The sequence below is a fragment of the Streptomyces sp. NPDC047974 genome (assembly GCF_040653375.1).
Taxonomy (GTDB): domain Bacteria; phylum Actinomycetota; class Actinomycetes; order Streptomycetales; family Streptomycetaceae; genus Streptomyces.
Window position 1 is genome coordinate 56,237 of record NZ_JBEZNU010000031.1, and the last position, 14,410, is coordinate 70,646.

Consider the following 14,410-nt stretch of genomic DNA (forward strand, 5'->3'; position numbering starts at 1 on the left):
ATTGTTCTTCCTTCTTTTGAAGGGGTGGAGCCGCCCGTCGCGTAACACCCGCACAGGCACCGACACATGTGGGAGGAAACCCGTGACGACGCTCACCGAAGAGCTGGCGGAATGGGCGAGCGGCATGCGCCTCGACGACGTACCGGACGACGTCGTGGCCACCGCCAAGCTCCAGATACTGTCCCAACTGGCCGCCGTGCGCGCCGGGATGGACCACCCCCTCGGGCAGCGGTTCATACGCGCCTTCGGGGCGCCGCTGCAGGATGATCCGGCCCGCTCCGCCTATGTGCTGGCCGGCCTCGGCTCGTGGCTCCACTTCGACGACACCGCGTACGCCGGGCACCTGTCCAACTCGACGGTGACGGTGCCCCTCGCCTACGCCCGGCACCAGCGGCTGACCGGGGAACGGTTGCTGACCTCGGTCATCGTGGCCAACGAGGCGGCCGCCCGGATCACCGCGGCCACCACCCTCGGGCCGTTCCGCGGCCAGAGCGCCGCCTTCACCCATGTGACCGGCGCGATAGCCGGGCGCCTGCGCGGCGAGGATGCTCCGGCACAGCGCTGGGTGGACACCCTGGGGCTGGGCCTCGGACTGCCGCCGCGCACGGTGCCGGTCGGATTCCTGGACGGGGACGCGAAGCTCTTCGGGGCCGCCACCCCGGTGCGGGTGGGACTGGACGCGTGCGACGCGTCGGCGGTGGGCCTCGCGGGCAGCCCGGTGATCATCGAGCACCCCGAGGGATTCCTCTCGCGATTCGCCACCGTTCCCCTTCCGGAGGCGGTCGTGGCGGGGCTCGGCCGGCGCTGGCACACCCGGACCACGTCGTTCAAGGTGCATCCGGGCGGGCCGGGAATGGACGCGGCGATCGACGTGGGCCTTGAACTGCACCGGCTGCTGTCGACGCCCGGACGCCCGCTGCGGGCGACGGACATCAAAAGGATCAGTGTCGACACCTCGCTCTACACGGCCTTGGTCGAGCGGCGGGCTGCGGAGTACGTGCACGGTCCCGCCTCACCGGTCAGCGCGCTGGTGTTCTCGCTGCGTTACACACTCGCCACCGCGCTGCTGACCGGCCGGCTGGGCACCGACGACTTCACCGGTAAGGGCATGTCGGACGAGGAACGCTGGGCGCTCGCGGAGCTGATCGACGTGCGTCTGGACCGGGAGATGACGCGGGAGCTGTTCCACTGCGAGGTGCCGTTCGGAGAAGCGCTGCGGCAGGCCGGGGACCGGGGCAAGGAGTGGCTGCGGCAGTTCGGCGCGGGCTGGGAGGGCGACGGGTCGTGGCTGGTCGATCTGGTCGGTGAACTGCCGCCGCCGAGCCCGGACTTCAAGAACGCCCGCAAGGTGACCGGCGCCCGGGTGCGGATCGTCCTGAAGGACGGGCGCACGGTCGCGCGGGAGCTGGACGTACCCGTGGGCGCGGTCGGCACGCGGGACCCCCGGCCGATCGCGGACCTGGTGCGCGCCAAGTGGCTCTCCTCCGGCGGCGGCGAGGAGTTCGCCGACGGCCTCGGCCGTCTCGAACACGCCTCGGCGGACGAGCTCGCCGGTCTGATAGGACGGTCCCTCGACTGAGACGCCGCGGCCCGGAGGAGCCTGTTCGGGCTCCTCCGGGCCGCGGCGTGCGGTGGCCGACCGAGGCCGGCCACCCCTCAACGTGCCGGACCGGTCCCGTCGGACCCGGTCCCGGAGCCGGCGAGCGCGCCCTCCGCTATAGCGTCGTGGACCTCCTCACGACGTGCCTCCATCTCACGGCGCTCCGCGTCCAGGGCCTCCGCGTGGAGTTCGTCGGACTCCATCAGCTTGACCAGGTCGGCACGCGCCAGATCCAGGACGCCCATGTCGTCGTAGGCCTGCTGGATGCGCGGGCTCCACAGACCGATGTCCTTGACGCAGGGCACGATCCGGGTAAAAAGCAGCGAGCGGAAGGCCCGCATCCGCGGACCGTTGTTCATGTACTCCATGCACTCGGCCATGTCGAAGCCGAGGTTCTCCCAGACCTCCTGCATCCGCAGCCGGTCGCGCATGAGGTAGCAGCCCTCGATGATGAACTCCTCGCGCTCGGCGAGTTCCCGGCTGCTCAGGTTCTTGTAGTAGTCCCGCAGCGCAAGCCGCCCGAAGGCCACGTGCCGGGCCTCGTCCTGCATGATGTAGGAGAGGATCTGCTTCGGCAGCGGCTTGGTGGTCTTGTCGCGCAGCACCCCGAACGCGGCGAGCGCGAGCCCCTCGATGAGGACCTGCATGCCGAGATAGGGCAGGTCCCACTGGGACCCGCTCAAGGTCTCGCCGAGCAGCGTCCTGAGGTGGGGACTGATCGGGTAGGACATCTCGATCTTCTCCCGCACGAACCGGGAGAAGAGCTCGGCGTGCCGGGCCTCGTCCATCACCTGGGTGGAGGCGTAGAACTTCGCGTCCAGGTCGGGAACGGACTCGACGATACGGGCGGAGCAGATCATGGCGCCTTGCTCGCCGTGCAGGAACTGGCTGAACTCCCAGGCGGCCATGTGCTGCCGCAGCTCCCGCTTCTCCCGCGCGTTCAGCTTCGCGTACTGGTTCGATCCGTACAGTCCCAGTGTGTGCTCGGGGGTTCCCAGGGCATCACAGGGGTCGACCTCAAGGGACCAGTCGATGCGCTTGGTGCTGTCCCACTGCTTGTCCTTGCCCTTCTGGTACAGGCTCAGCAGGCTCTCACGCTCGGAGTCGTACTCCCACGTGAAGTGGGACCGGCCCCGCATGGGCACGTTCCAGGCGAATTCAGCGTCTTCGCCGAAAGGGGCACTCGTGCTGGACATCAAGAGACATCTCCCGCCGTTGCGATGAACGCCGCACGGCGACATGAACACCTTGCCGCCATGTCGCCGTCCTCGTCCGCGGACGCGGCGGAGAGAGCAGGATTCGAACCTGCGAGGGGTACGGAACCCCCGCCGAAGCTCAGCTCCGGCCCCGTCGGGCCGCTACGGGAATCTCTCCTCGGTACGGCAACCACCCTGACAGGCGTCCCTGACATACCACTGAGACGGCAATCTCACCGGCCGAGCATGACCGGCTTGACACAATGCCGTCGCCGGCGGCCCCGGGGCGCCGACGGAGACCGGTCGCCGAGCAGCGCGGAGGAGCACTCCAGCGGCCGCAGGTCAGGCGTCCTTCTTCACCGGCTCAAGGATGGCGACACACTCCACGTGGTGCGTCATCGCAAAGAGGTCACCTGAACCGGAGGCCCACATAATCGCAGGTCAGAGGTGTCTGCCCCGTCCAGCCAAAGGATGGTGGCATGGCCGGAGCGTCAAACGAGCGTCACCGTGGTGGCGCTGCAGCGTCGACGAAATGGGACCGGGAGGTGGCCAGGAGAGATGCCTTGGGCCTAGCCGAGATGATGCGGGCCCCGGTCCGGACGGCCGAGCGTGCGTTCGAATTCGACAGGGAGGACGGCGATGAGTTGGCTGTTGCCGCCATCGTCAGCCTCGCCAACGACCTCCTCAGACTCCCGTCTGCCTACATCGAACTGTGGCAGCGGTACCCGACCGAGCATCGTCAGGGCTACAGCCCGGAGTGCTGACCTAGCAAAGCCTGTCCTCTCCTGTGTGTACAGACTCCGATCCTGACAGCATGCCGAAGGGAAGCAGTGACGAGCAGTGGCTCAGGCAACTCCGGTGATCTTGAATGCGGCCCAGAACAGCGGGTTCTCGTTCACCTGTTGCTCCATATGGCTTCGCCACTCCGGAAGGATGGCGTCGATGGCTGATTCCGCGGCGACCACCGGACCTGCCTCTGAGGGCACTCGCCACCAATGTTCGCGTAGGTAGCGGATAGTGCGGGCGTAAGCGGTGTGGGAGTCCGCGCCGACGCCGAGATATGCATGGAGCACAGAAGAGAACACGACGCCCTGTAGGTCGGTGATGTCCCACAGGGTGGAGATGACCGCCTTTGCACCGCGGGCGAGAAACGCGGACTCGATGCTTCGCAAGGTCTGCACGGTACGGCCGGCACCTTCATGCGTGCCCGTTCTGCAAGCGTTCAGGATGACCAGGTCGACACTGGAGAAGACCCCGTTAGCGAGGACCCCGCTGGAAGTGAGCATGGCCTCACCGAGTGAATCGCCGTGCAGAGCGAGTCCGGCAGCCCAGCGATTCGGGTGTGTGAGGCCATGTGCCGCGACATGGACGATCCGGGCCATGGACATCATGTGCAGAGCGCGGTCCGGGGTCGCCTCCTCTCGCGTGAGGACTTCCACACTGTTGTGGAGGCTGGCGATCACCTCGGCTTCGCACAGCGGCCCGCTGATCAACTCGAGGCCGGGGAGGTGGCCACCGCCGTGTGCCACCACCAGCACCTCGACCACGGCCGCGTGCCGCTGGGAACTCTCGATGGCGGACACAAGCCGAGCTGTAGGAGCGTAGAGCACCTGCTCGAAAGCGTTGCTCAAGGTGGAGTTGCGCGTGTTGTCGAGTGGAGCTGCATGGAGCGGCAGTAGCTCCAGCGGAGCCGTGGGGCTGAGCACCAACCGGCGGAAATTTTGGGGCGAGACCATCCCGATGATGGCTTGCGCTAGCCCACCACACTCAGCGACCAACTGCTCCAGGTAGTTGTGCCACCCACGTCTAGGGTGATCCGGTGCTTGCCGTGTCCATTCATCAACCGCACCTGCGAGAGGCCCCAGGGGAAACTCCCCACACGACACCAGGTCGAAGTACGAGTGGCCCGCTCGGGTGCGACACACCGCGAGCTGGAGGGTTCCGTACCGGTTGATGAGGTGGACAAACGCCGTTTGTTCGTCCACAGAGGGTTTGTCGGAGCGGTGGCTCCATCGCGCCTTTCCGTTACCTCGCCCTGTGGCCGCCCGAACAAGTTCAAGAGCGCGCTGCCTGGCCTCGGCGGCGGCCTTCAGCTCCGCGTCTTCATCCGACGGGCATTTTCCGTCAAGCAGGCCAGCGGCATGCCGAGAACGCACCCCGGCGAGGTGACGTGCGGCGGCCATGAAGGATTCGTACTCAGCGGCGTCGGACTCCAGGGCGAGCTCATCGTGGATGTCCTCACCCTTCGCGGTTTCACAGGCCTGGAAGGCGACCTCTGCGGCCTGATCGTGCCCCTCTAGGGCGATCCTTTGCCTCATCGTCTGCGTCTCGTCCCCGATCAGCCGACGGAGCGCTGCGATCGCGGCTTCCTTGGCCCGGGCGCACAACTCTTCCGGCAGACCGAGCTGGATGCTGCCGACTGCCCTGAGCTCACCGTCGCCGACAAGCCGGACAACGCTGAGGCGGGCGTACCCAACGGTCGCAAGATGCAGAAGCTCCAGAGCATGTTCCACCCAGGAGAGGGAGTAGATGTACGGGGCTCGGAACGGAGGGTCGGGGTCGGCCGGAAGCGCGGGAAATTGGAACCCCAACCTGAGACCGTCACCGTAGTCTTCGACCCCGAAGCCGTACCGTGTTGACGGCTCCATCAACATCCGCACGGCCGCCATATGCGCGTCTGTCTCCACTGTGGCCAGCCAGACGGGGTGAGGACCTGCCTGTCTGTGGAAGAAGCGGGTACCGCACGTGATAATTTCCTCGACCATCCACTCGGGCACCGAGGAGTGCGGAGCGACAGAAACTGGTTGCCACAACAAAGCGTCATCTGGATCCAGTTCGGCTCGATGCAGGCCTCGCCCCGCCCGAAGACACTCCTCGCCGTACCGTTCATCCTCCGTCATGGGCGCGATCAGCTTGAGCTCATACGCGGTCAGGTGAGATGCCAGCTGACCCATCTGGGCGTCCCACGCGTCGAGGTCCCTGCGTAAACCTGTCAAGAGGTCTGGCGAGAGACCCCTGAGGCGATGCACGGTCTCTTCCAGATCGACCCTGTGGTGCCAGCGCGTTGCGACCTCCATGAGGTCCAGTCGGTCGGCCAGCCCCGGCCTGGCGCTCAAAAAAGCATCAGGGAGAGTGATCTTCATAAAGCCTCTGGTGACGAGGAACTCCGCGCACGCCTTCGCCGTGCCGGTGGCGGATTCCTGCAGGAGATCCGGGGGCAGGAAGGTGAAGGGGTCCTCCGCGTTGTGCATGACGGTGTCGACAAGCCGACCGTCCTCGAAGCACCAAACTGCCGTGAGCTCGTCGCGGACCTTCTCCGGTGAATGTGTCGACAGTCGGCGTCCCACCCACAACTCAATCAGCAAGGCGTGGAGACCGCCAACGTCCCACCACCGATCCCACGGCACGCCATCACTGCGAACCGTGCGCAGGACAGGCATGACGAGATCGCGGGCCACCGCAGATCCGGGAATCCCTGGTAGGACGAGGCCGGTCGATCGGAGCTGATAGCCGATGGTCTGCGGGGAGCGGCACCCGACGTCCTCCACGGCAATGCGGGTCAGCACGGCGGCAAGCGTCAGTTGATCATTCGCGACCCATGAGGGGAACATGAGGGAACGGCATGTGTCGGGTCTCAGTTCGCGGCAGACCCGAGCTGCGAGGCTGTCGACCCACGTGGTGCGCATCCGAAGCAGATGGTCCCGCATCAGTTGTCCCGGCCTCCCCGACAGCGATCACTCGCCACGCCAGTATGTCTGCTGTACCCGCAAGTCATCGTGAGATCAGGGGACATCGGGCCAATCAGGTCGCGAGGATCCCGCACCCGCTGTTCGGAAAGGCTACGACGTTGCCGCATGCGCCCACCACAGTCACCCAGGTCGTGATCGTTGTCCTTCTGGTACTACCCGGCGTGACATACCAGTTTGTCCGTGAGCGCGCCCGTGGTCCGGTGCCAGGTCACAGGGACCTCGGAGAGCGCATACTCCGAGCCGTCACCGCGGGGATCGCTCTCGACACCCTTTACATCCTGCTCGCCGGCCCGTGGTTGGTGCGTCTCGTCTACGACCGTCGCCGGGGCTGGCTGACCGGCGCGGCCGACAACCCTCGCATTACCGCGCTGGTGGCGACAACCCTGTTGATCGTGGTGCCGGCCGCCGCCGCCTGGATCGCCTCCTGGCTAAGCTCTCGAGGAAGTCGATCCACCTACGACCCGACCCCTACGGCATGGGACAAGGTCTTCCAGCGTCGGAGCCACTGTCTCGTACGCGCCCGCATGAAGAGCGGTCTCTGGGTGGGCGGGTACTACGGGGAGAGGTCCTACGCCTCCGGCTACCCGGAAGCCGCAGACTTGTATTTGCAGACCACATGGTGTGTGTCCAGTGCCGGACGGTTCGAAGACCCCCTGCCGCATTCCGGCGGGATCTATATTCGGATGGACGATATGGAGTTCCTTGACTTCGTCGAGGTACCGCCTAGGACCGAAGAGGGAGATACCGCAGATGCCCGAGACACGACCGCAGTTGGACCCCAACGGGAAGAGAGGGTACCGGCCCGTCGGGAGTCGGCCCGAGCCCACGCAGGCTCCGCCGACGCCACCTCCGGTCGCTGAGCCGGGCACCAGCCCCAGCCCCAGCCCCAGCCCCAGCCCCAGCCCCAGCACGGCCAACGAAGAGTGACACGACGCGTCCGCCCCACAGAACCGTCGCACCTTGACCGCGGCCTGAATCAGGATTCGCCCGCCTCACTGGAGCTGAGTGGCATGTCCTTCCCTCAAGACGTGGTCTAGCTTGGCAGGGGCTGCCGGCTGCGGTTCGACCGTGCTGAAAGTTGAGCACACTGTGCCGCGCCTTAAGGACTCCCCCAAATCCTCCCCCCAGCCGTGAGGTTCTGCACGAGCTCCTCCAAGGCGACCTGCACGCACATGCCTGGCCGTTCGACAGCAAGAGGCGTTGGCCCCCTCCTGATGAGAGCGCGCCCGCCTGATCGAACAACACCTCCGCCCCATCCCTACCGGACGGGGCGGAGCTTCGCTCATGCTGCGACGGTGAGCGGAATGTCCAGCCTCTCCCACGCCCCGAGCACTGCCTTGTGGGCATCAGGCTGTAGGTGGGCGTAGCGCTGGGTGGTCTGGAAGCTCTCGTGGCCGAGGAGGTGCTGGACTTCGTAGAGGGAGACTCCCTTCTGGACGAGCCACGAGGCGCAGGTGTGGCGCATGGAGTGGGGCGGATAGTGCGGGACGGGGAGCTGCTCGCCGTCGGTGTCGAAGTAGTGGGCGTTCTCGATGGCCGGCCACCAGGTCTGGCGGCGCCAGTTGCCGTCGTCAAGGCGACGGCCGGCTCGGCCTTTGGTGATAGTGGTGAAGACCAGGGCGTCGCGGTCGAGCGGGTGGACGTGTCGTTCGAGGGCGTCGAGGACGTGTGGTGGGAGCGGGACCTCCCGGCGGCTCCTCGAACTCTTGGGGTACTCCTTGATGCCGCTCTTGGTGTTGACCTCCACCACGAACAAGCGGGATCGGCGCTGGTCGATCCGATGGCGATGCAGGCCGGCGAGTTCGCCCCAGCGCAGGCCCGTGTAGAAGCCGAGCAGGCACATGGTGCGCCAGGGGGCCGGGAGCTCGTCGACGATGCTCTGCGCCTGGTCGAGGGTGAACCATTGCGGGGGCTTGATCGCGATCTGCGGCAGGTCGATGTTCCGGCAAGGGCTGACCGCGATGACGTCGTCGTCGACGGCCGCACGCATGATGGACGACAGTAGGTTGTACGCCCTCTTGATCGCCGAGGCGCCGACCCGCTTCTCGACCAGTCTGCGGATCCAGCTCTGGACGTCCATGCGGGTGACGGCCCGCATCTCCCAGTCGACCCAGTGGGGCAGCACGTGGTTCTTGATGCTGGAGGCGTCGCCGCGCAGTGTGTGGGGCTCGACGACGCGGGCCTGCCACCAGCGGGCGTGCCACTCGTGGAACGCCATCTCGCCCGCTCGGGGGTCCCGCATGCTTCCGCGGGCGAACTGGGTCTCCATCTCGGTACCCCAGGCGCGGGCCTGTGCCTTGAGGGGAAACGACTCGCTGAACCGGTCTCCGGCTCGGTTGCGGACGGTCGCCTGCCATTTGCCGGACTTCAGCTTCCGGAGGTACGTGGTTCCGGTCCTTCCTGTTTCGCGTACGGACGAGCTTGGTCCTGTCAGCGGCGGGACGCGGGCCGGGCAATCACCCGGCTGTTGATGAAGTCGTCCAGACTCGCGGCGGGAACGCGGACGCGAGAGCGAGCCGGCCCTGCGCGCAGGTCGACGACGGACAGCTCGCCGGCGGCGATGAAGCGGTAAACCGTTCGACGGTCGACGTCCAGGGCTGCGGCAACGGTAGGTATAGACAGCAGACGCGGGGCCATAGGTGGTTCCTTTGCGGGAGAAAGAGCGACAAAAATTGAGAGATCTACCTGGGCCGGGAAGCAACAAGCCCAGCCGATGCTGCGAGACCGCCGAACAGAGCTTCTACGTACGGCCGAGATCTCCGAGCGGATCAGAAGAGGAAACGAGCAGGGCTACGTGTGCGCGGCGGGGAACCTGAAATCGGTACGTAGGCGAATCAAGCAAGGCGTCCTCTGGGGATGTGGGCAGACTTCTGACAGGAACCGGTGCGACGTCCACGAAACGCGGACTTCCCCTCCCGCCGTCCCACCGAAGGATCCCCGCATGACACCCACCCCGCAGCACCCCGCCCCTGCCTCGACGATCCCGCCGCAGCCGAACACCACACTGAAGGCTCTCCAGCGGCTCCTGGACCAGCCAGTCCAGGCACTGCCGGAGCACGCCCGTCCCGCCAAGCATGTCTGGCACACCTCCGTCCGCACCGCGCCCGGCGACCGAATGCTGTCCGACGAGGAGTGGGCCGAGGTGGCCCGCCGGCTCGTCGCCGCCACCGGCATCGACCCCGGCGACGGACAGTCCGGCTGCCGCTGGGCCGCCGTACGGCACGCGGACGACCACATCCACATCGTCGCCACCCTCGTGTGCGAGGACGGCACCCGGCCCGACGACTTCCGCTCCGGCAAACGCGCCCAGGCCGAGGCTCGGCTCATCGAGAAGGAACTCGGCCTGCACCAGGTCGCCCCCGGGGACGGCACCGCCGCCCAGCGGCCCACCAGCGCCGAACGGCACAAGGCCGAACGTCAGGGCCGCGAGCGCACCGCCCGCGAGGAACTCCGGGAGGCCGTACGACGAGCCGTGGCTGGCGCGACCGGCGACGAGGAGTTCTTCGACCGCCTGGCCGCCGCCGGCCTCCTGGTCAAGAAGCGCGTCGCCCCCTCGGGCGACCTGCTCGGCTACAAGGTCGCCTTGCCCGACGACCGCAACAAGGACGGCGAGCCCGTCTACTACCCCGGCGCCCGTCTCGCCCCCGACCTGTCCCTGCCCCGGATCCGCGAACGCTGGTCCATGGACCAGCCCGAGTCTCCACCGGCTCCCGGGCCGATGGCACCGTCCGCCGCACGTCGGCATGCAGCAGCTGCGCTCTCAGATGCGGTCCTCGTCGTCCACAACGGCGAGGACGCCGTCGCCTCCGCGCACATAAGCGCCGCTGGAGAAGTCCTCGACGCGCTCGCCAAGACCTCCGCCGCCCACACCCGCCACCAACTACGAGAGGCTGCTATGGCATTCGAGCGTGCCTCCCGCTCCCACATCCGCGCCGCACGCGGACACGACCAGGCGTTGCGGCAGGCCGCCCGCGAGCTCGTCCGCGGCGGGCCGGCCCTCGGCCGCGGCGAGGACGGCGCCGCCACGGCCATGGCGATCGACATGCTGTTCTTCCTGATCGCCGCCGTCGCGCACTGGCATGCCAGGAAGGGTCACGCCCAACAGGCCGAAGCAGCCCACCAGGCCGCCGAGCACCTACGTGGCGCCTACCGGGTCGCCGCCGAGCAGCCGCTCGCCGTCCTCCACCAGCGCGGTCAGAACCTCGCCCGCCGACTGCTGGAAAGACAGGCCGGCGCCGTGCGGGCGGCGATGCCCAAGTTGGCCGAGCAGGTACTGGCTGAGCCCGGCTGGCCGTCCCTCGCCGCCACACTCGCCGACGCCGAGGCCGTCGGCCACATCTCCACCGACCTTCTTGCCCGCGTGGCAGGACGCCGCGAGCTGGGCACCGCAGAGTCGGTCAGCGACGTACTGGTGTGGCGCGTACGGAGGATGGCCGATCTGCCCGCCGACTCGTATCCCGAGTACGTGACCGCTGCCAGCCTCCAGCGTGATTCTGCCGTGCCAGGGACAGCCGATGCGCTGGGAGCCGGCACCACAAACGGCCCCGTCCGACGACGCTAAGCCGCAGGTCGAGCGGCGCAACATAGCCGAGAATCCCCGGTTAGCCTAACCGGGGATTCTCCGCACCATGGACCTATCAGCACCCACCCCACCATGTGAGGAGTACACCCTTGCCCGAAACCGATTCCTACCTCCGCGCCGACGTCTTCACCCTGCTCGTCGACACCGACTTCCGGCTCCGTCCCGACACCGGCACCTTCTCCCACTACGACGGCCGCCCCTTCACCGACGAGGAACAGGCCACCGTCCTCCTGGCCAACCGGGACGAGCTCGAAGCAACCCTCGAGATTCGCCTCCTCATCGACACCGAGATCCAGAAGAAGGTGGGAACCGCCGGACTGAACATCGTCCTGGCCCCGTACGACGACCAGCCCAACGAGGACTTCACGCTCGGAGACGTGATCACCCACCGGCCACAGGACGGCCCCTCCGACATCGAGCGCCTCGCCTACGTGATGAACGGGTTCGTCCCCGACGGGCAGTAACACCAGCCCCAGGCACCTGAGCCCGTAGCACCGGTCGACCCGACAGCAGGCTGCCCTGGGAACCTCGCACAACACGAACGGCAGCCGGGATCATCCGCGGCTGCCGTTCGTGTCGGAGGCACCCGCCCAGGGCACCGATCAGCTGGTGGGTGTCGCCCGTAATGCGAGTGAGGCGGACGTGCGGGAAGGCATCTCCGGCTGGTCCTTCAGGGCCTGTCTGCCCTGTCGGCGGCCAGAAAGCTCGCAGCCTCTTCGGCGCAGCCCCACGAGAGCGTGACGCCGGCACCTCCGTGCCCGTAGTTGTGCACCACCACGGTGCCGTCCTCCGCCCGCTCCGCCTCCACGCGCACCATAGCCCGGGTCGGCCGGGCGCCGAGCCGGTGCTCCAGGACACGGGCCTTGGCGAGACGGGGTTCAACCTCGACACAGCGAGCGAGGATTCCGGCTGCCGCCTTCTCGTCGAGGGCAAAGCTGCCTTCGCCGTCGATAGCGGTGCCGCCCAGGACGACGATGTCGCCGTGGGGATAGAAGCACAGCAGGTCTTGTGAGAGGCCGATGTCCTCGGAGAAGAACTCGGTCAGCCCCGGGTTGGTGACGACGACGTGCTGGCCGCGGATGGGCCGCAGGTCATGGTCCGGGACCAGTTCCTGGGCACCCAGGCCCGTGCAGTTGGCGATCAAGGCAGCGGGGCCAGCGTCCGCAAGCGAGACCAGGCGCCGCCGCTCGACCGTTCCTCCAGCGGCGTCGAGCCGGCGCAGGAGGTAGGCGAGGTAGGTGGGCTTGTCGATCAGCGGCACCGTGAACCGGTAGCCGGCCGAAAACCCGGCCGGCAGTTCGGCCGGCTCGCACGGCCGGAAGCCGGGCAGGGTGGTGGCCCACTCCGGTGGTGCCTCGGCCGTACGAGACGCCTCAATGCCGCTGGTGAGCCGGACGCCCGTGGACGGGTCCTCCGCCAATCTGCGGAAGATCTCCAGGGACCGCTGCCCCCACTGGTCGACCTTGTCCTTCGGCTCGACCAGGTACGGTCCCCACATCGCCCCGGCCGCCAGCGAGGTGACGCCCGGAACCTGCTCGGCAATCACGTGCACCAAGGCTCCGGCCTCGGCCAGGACGACAGCGGTGGTGAGCCCTGCCACTCCAGCCCCGACAACGACAACGCGCACCTCACCCTTCAAGGACGCGCCGGAACTCACGAGAGCAGAGCCTCATCGAGGTAGTTCTGCACCGGCCCGAACAACCCGTACGGCACGTACTGTGGGAGCTCGCCGTGCGTGGCCCAGGCCAGGCCGGCCACCTCATCAGCACTCGCCACGACCGCCTGGCCGCCGACGGGGCGGCATGCAATGTAGTGGATCTCCCGGCCTGTCATGGGGTGCACCCGTTGTCCCAGCACAGTCTGGGGCACCACCAGGAGCCCGGTCTCTTCCTCGGTCTCACGTGCTGCGGCTTCCTCGGGAGTCTCCTCGGATTCGATCTTCCCTGCCGGGAACTGCCACGAGAGCGCCCCTTCCGCCGCACGTCGCCGCACGAGCAGGACTCGCTCGCCCCGCACGACGACGGCAGCGGCGACCGCTCTCTGGGCCTCGACCGTCACGAAGATCCCCTACCGTCGCACCTGAATCAGCGCGTGCGTTCCACTCGTACGCCAGGCAGCCCCGGACCGTTCGAGCGCGTTCAGTGCTTCCTGCTCCAAGCCGACGATGACGTCGGACTTCAGGGTCCGGAGAGCCGCGACGGCCCCAGGGAAGTACGAGGTGAGATCGGCGAAGGACGCTGTGGCGTCCCACAGCCGGTCGCCCACCAGGCGTCGGTAGTTGAGGTCGCCCTTCAGGATGGTGAGTGTGGCGCTCTCGAACTCGCCGCGGAGGTCCTCGGGCATCTCCTCGTACGGCAGCGGAGCGCAGAAGAACGGGTGGGTGCGGACCTCCAGGCTCCGTGCTGCCACGGCCTTCCACAGCCGGCCTCCGATCGCACTGGCTTCGCCGGGTGCCTCCATGAGGCGGCGGAGGCAGTCGACGACGTCGGCCGTCATCGCGTCGGAGACGTAGTAGGGGTACGGCTTGAGGTGAAGCACGACCTGCTCGGCGTGCCGCTGTTCGAGGAGGTGGTCGATGAGGATCAGGTCCGGGATCAGCTCGCGCCCCGCATTGTCCGCCACCACGGCGACGGTCGAGGAACCCCCGACGGGCAACAGCTGCCACAACAAGGCGCTGTCGTCAGCCACCAGCGCGGAGGCAGCGGCGTCACCGGCCGCCGGCTCCCCCGCCGAGACGCGGAAGCCGAGGTCCGCCCGGTTGCCCCAGAGCGACGCGTGGAGCAGGGCAGCAGCCCGCTCGTCCGCCGGAACGCCCGCGAGCGCGTCCAGGGCCCGCAGTTCCTCCTCCACGGCCTCACCGCGCAGCTCGGCCCGCTTGAACGGCGCGAACGGATCGACTCCCTGCCACGGCCCGCTGCCGAAGTACCCGACCGCGCCGAGGAGCCTGCGGTAGAAGTAGCTCTCCGCCCACAGGAACGGAGCGTCGTACCAGGAGCGTCCGAAGTGCTCCTGTCCCCAGTCCGCCCAGCGCTCACGGTCGTGTTCCCCGGGGGCGAGCGGCTCGATGACGCCGTTGGTGATCTCGTCCAGCAGGGCGTCGAGGGCCTCGTGCTGCCGACGGCCGTACGGGAAGGCGTCTCGTACCTGCTGGACGAGGGCGGGGTGGCGCTTGGCCAGCACGCCCCAGGCGAACGAGCCGGGCTCGTTGCTCAGGATGACCGGCGCTCCAGCCGCATCGCCCGAGTCGTGGGAGGTCTTCTCTGTCATCGTGTCCAAAGCCCTT

12 protein-coding genes and 1 tRNA gene are annotated in these 14,410 nt (G+C 67.7%); 5 read left to right on the top strand and 8 right to left on the bottom strand.

Annotation, left to right across the window (positions count from 1 at the left end):
• The first annotated feature begins 82 nt into the window (after positions 1-82).
• A complete protein-coding gene (locus AB0E19_RS31975) occupies positions 83-1,579 on the top strand; it encodes an MmgE/PrpD family protein (RefSeq protein ID WP_362186266.1) in 1,497 nt (498 codons plus the stop codon).
• A 77-nt stretch (positions 1,580-1,656) separates the two neighbouring features.
• Here AB0E19_RS31975 and AB0E19_RS31980 read toward each other — a convergent pair whose 3' ends face one another.
• Positions 1,657-2,739, bottom strand: a complete 1,083-nt coding sequence (locus AB0E19_RS31980) for a ferritin-like domain-containing protein (RefSeq protein WP_362186269.1) — start codon at positions 2,737-2,739, stop codon at positions 1,657-1,659.
• A gap of 145 nt (positions 2,740-2,884) precedes the next feature.
• Positions 2,885-2,974 (bottom strand) — tRNA-Ser (locus tag AB0E19_RS31985).
• A gap of 301 nt (positions 2,975-3,275) precedes the next feature.
• Between AB0E19_RS31985 and AB0E19_RS31990 the strand changes: the two genes are divergently transcribed.
• On the top strand, positions 3,276-3,560 hold the full coding sequence (locus tag AB0E19_RS31990) for a hypothetical protein (protein WP_362186272.1): 285 nt from the start codon (positions 3,276-3,278) through the stop codon (positions 3,558-3,560).
• A gap of 81 nt (positions 3,561-3,641) precedes the next feature.
• Here the strand turns inward: AB0E19_RS31990 and AB0E19_RS31995 are convergent, their stop codons facing one another.
• Positions 3,642-6,362, bottom strand: coding sequence for a CHAT domain-containing protein (locus AB0E19_RS31995; RefSeq protein ID WP_362186275.1), 2,721 nt, complete (start codon positions 6,360-6,362; stop codon positions 3,642-3,644).
• A gap of 281 nt (positions 6,363-6,643) precedes the next feature.
• On the opposite strand from AB0E19_RS31995, the gene AB0E19_RS32000 reads away from it, so the two are divergent.
• Positions 6,644-7,405 carry a DUF6338 family protein gene (locus AB0E19_RS32000; protein ID WP_362186330.1) on the top strand — a complete coding sequence of 254 codons (762 nt, stop codon included), beginning with the start codon at positions 6,644-6,646 and terminating at the stop codon, positions 7,403-7,405.
• 422 nt (positions 7,406-7,827) lie between these two features.
• Here AB0E19_RS32000 and AB0E19_RS32005 read toward each other — a convergent pair whose 3' ends face one another.
• Both AB0E19_RS32005 and AB0E19_RS32010 read right to left on the bottom strand, forming a co-directional pair.
• The gene (locus AB0E19_RS32005; protein ID WP_362186278.1) at positions 7,828-8,787 is read right to left on the bottom strand and encodes a site-specific integrase; all 960 of its coding nucleotides are present in this window, start codon (positions 8,785-8,787) and stop codon (positions 7,828-7,830) included.
• Between the two features lie 188 nt (positions 8,788-8,975).
• Positions 8,976-9,182, bottom strand: coding sequence for a helix-turn-helix domain-containing protein (locus AB0E19_RS32010; RefSeq protein ID WP_362186281.1), 207 nt, complete (start codon positions 9,180-9,182; stop codon positions 8,976-8,978).
• A 304-nt stretch (positions 9,183-9,486) separates the two neighbouring features.
• Here AB0E19_RS32010 and AB0E19_RS32015 point away from each other — a divergent pair, with 304 nt between their 5' ends.
• Positions 9,487-11,106, top strand: coding sequence for a relaxase/mobilization nuclease domain-containing protein (locus AB0E19_RS32015; protein WP_362186284.1), 1,620 nt, complete (start codon positions 9,487-9,489; stop codon positions 11,104-11,106).
• Positions 11,107-11,216: 110 nt separating this feature from the next.
• Entirely contained in the window at positions 11,217-11,591 is a 375-nt protein-coding gene (locus tag AB0E19_RS32020) for a hypothetical protein (RefSeq protein ID WP_362186287.1), read from the top strand.
• Between the two features lie 206 nt (positions 11,592-11,797).
• Here the strand turns inward: AB0E19_RS32020 and AB0E19_RS32025 are convergent, their stop codons facing one another.
• Genes AB0E19_RS32025 through AB0E19_RS32035 form a run of 3 tightly spaced genes read right to left on the bottom strand, consistent with a single transcriptional unit; the run spans position 11,798 to position 14,394 of the window.
• On the bottom strand, positions 11,798-12,784 hold the full coding sequence (locus AB0E19_RS32025) for an FAD-dependent oxidoreductase (RefSeq protein WP_362186290.1): 987 nt from the start codon (positions 12,782-12,784) through the stop codon (positions 11,798-11,800).
• Positions 12,781-13,185 carry an NUDIX domain-containing protein gene (locus tag AB0E19_RS32030; protein ID WP_362186293.1) on the bottom strand — a complete coding sequence of 135 codons (405 nt, stop codon included), beginning with the start codon at positions 13,183-13,185 and terminating at the stop codon, positions 12,781-12,783. The genes AB0E19_RS32025 and AB0E19_RS32030 overlap by 4 nt, the downstream gene beginning before the upstream one ends.
• A gap of 9 nt (positions 13,186-13,194) precedes the next feature.
• Positions 13,195-14,394 carry a damage-control phosphatase ARMT1 family protein gene (locus tag AB0E19_RS32035; protein ID WP_362186296.1) on the bottom strand — a complete coding sequence of 400 codons (1,200 nt, stop codon included), beginning with the start codon at positions 14,392-14,394 and terminating at the stop codon, positions 13,195-13,197.
• Positions 14,395-14,410 lie beyond the last annotated feature (16 nt).

Bases quoted from the DNA above. Each gene is read 5' to 3' on its own strand.
- AB0E19_RS32035 (WP_362186296.1), bottom strand. From the start codon at position 14,394: ATGACAGAGAAGACCTCCCACGACTCGGGCGATGCGGCTGGAGCGCCG.
- AB0E19_RS32005 (WP_362186278.1), bottom strand. From the start codon at position 8,787: ATGCGGGACCCCCGAGCGGGCGAGATGGCGTTCCACGAGTGGCACGCC.
- AB0E19_RS32010 (WP_362186281.1), bottom strand. From the start codon at position 9,182: ATGGCCCCGCGTCTGCTGTCTATACCTACCGTTGCCGCAGCCCTGGAC.
- AB0E19_RS32015 (WP_362186284.1), top strand. From the start codon at position 9,487: ATGACACCCACCCCGCAGCACCCCGCCCCTGCCTCGACGATCCCGCCG.
- AB0E19_RS31990 (WP_362186272.1), top strand. From the start codon at position 3,276: ATGGCCGGAGCGTCAAACGAGCGTCACCGTGGTGGCGCTGCAGCGTCG.
- AB0E19_RS31980 (WP_362186269.1), bottom strand. From the start codon at position 2,739: ATGCGGGGCCGGTCCCACTTCACGTGGGAGTACGACTCCGAGCGTGAG.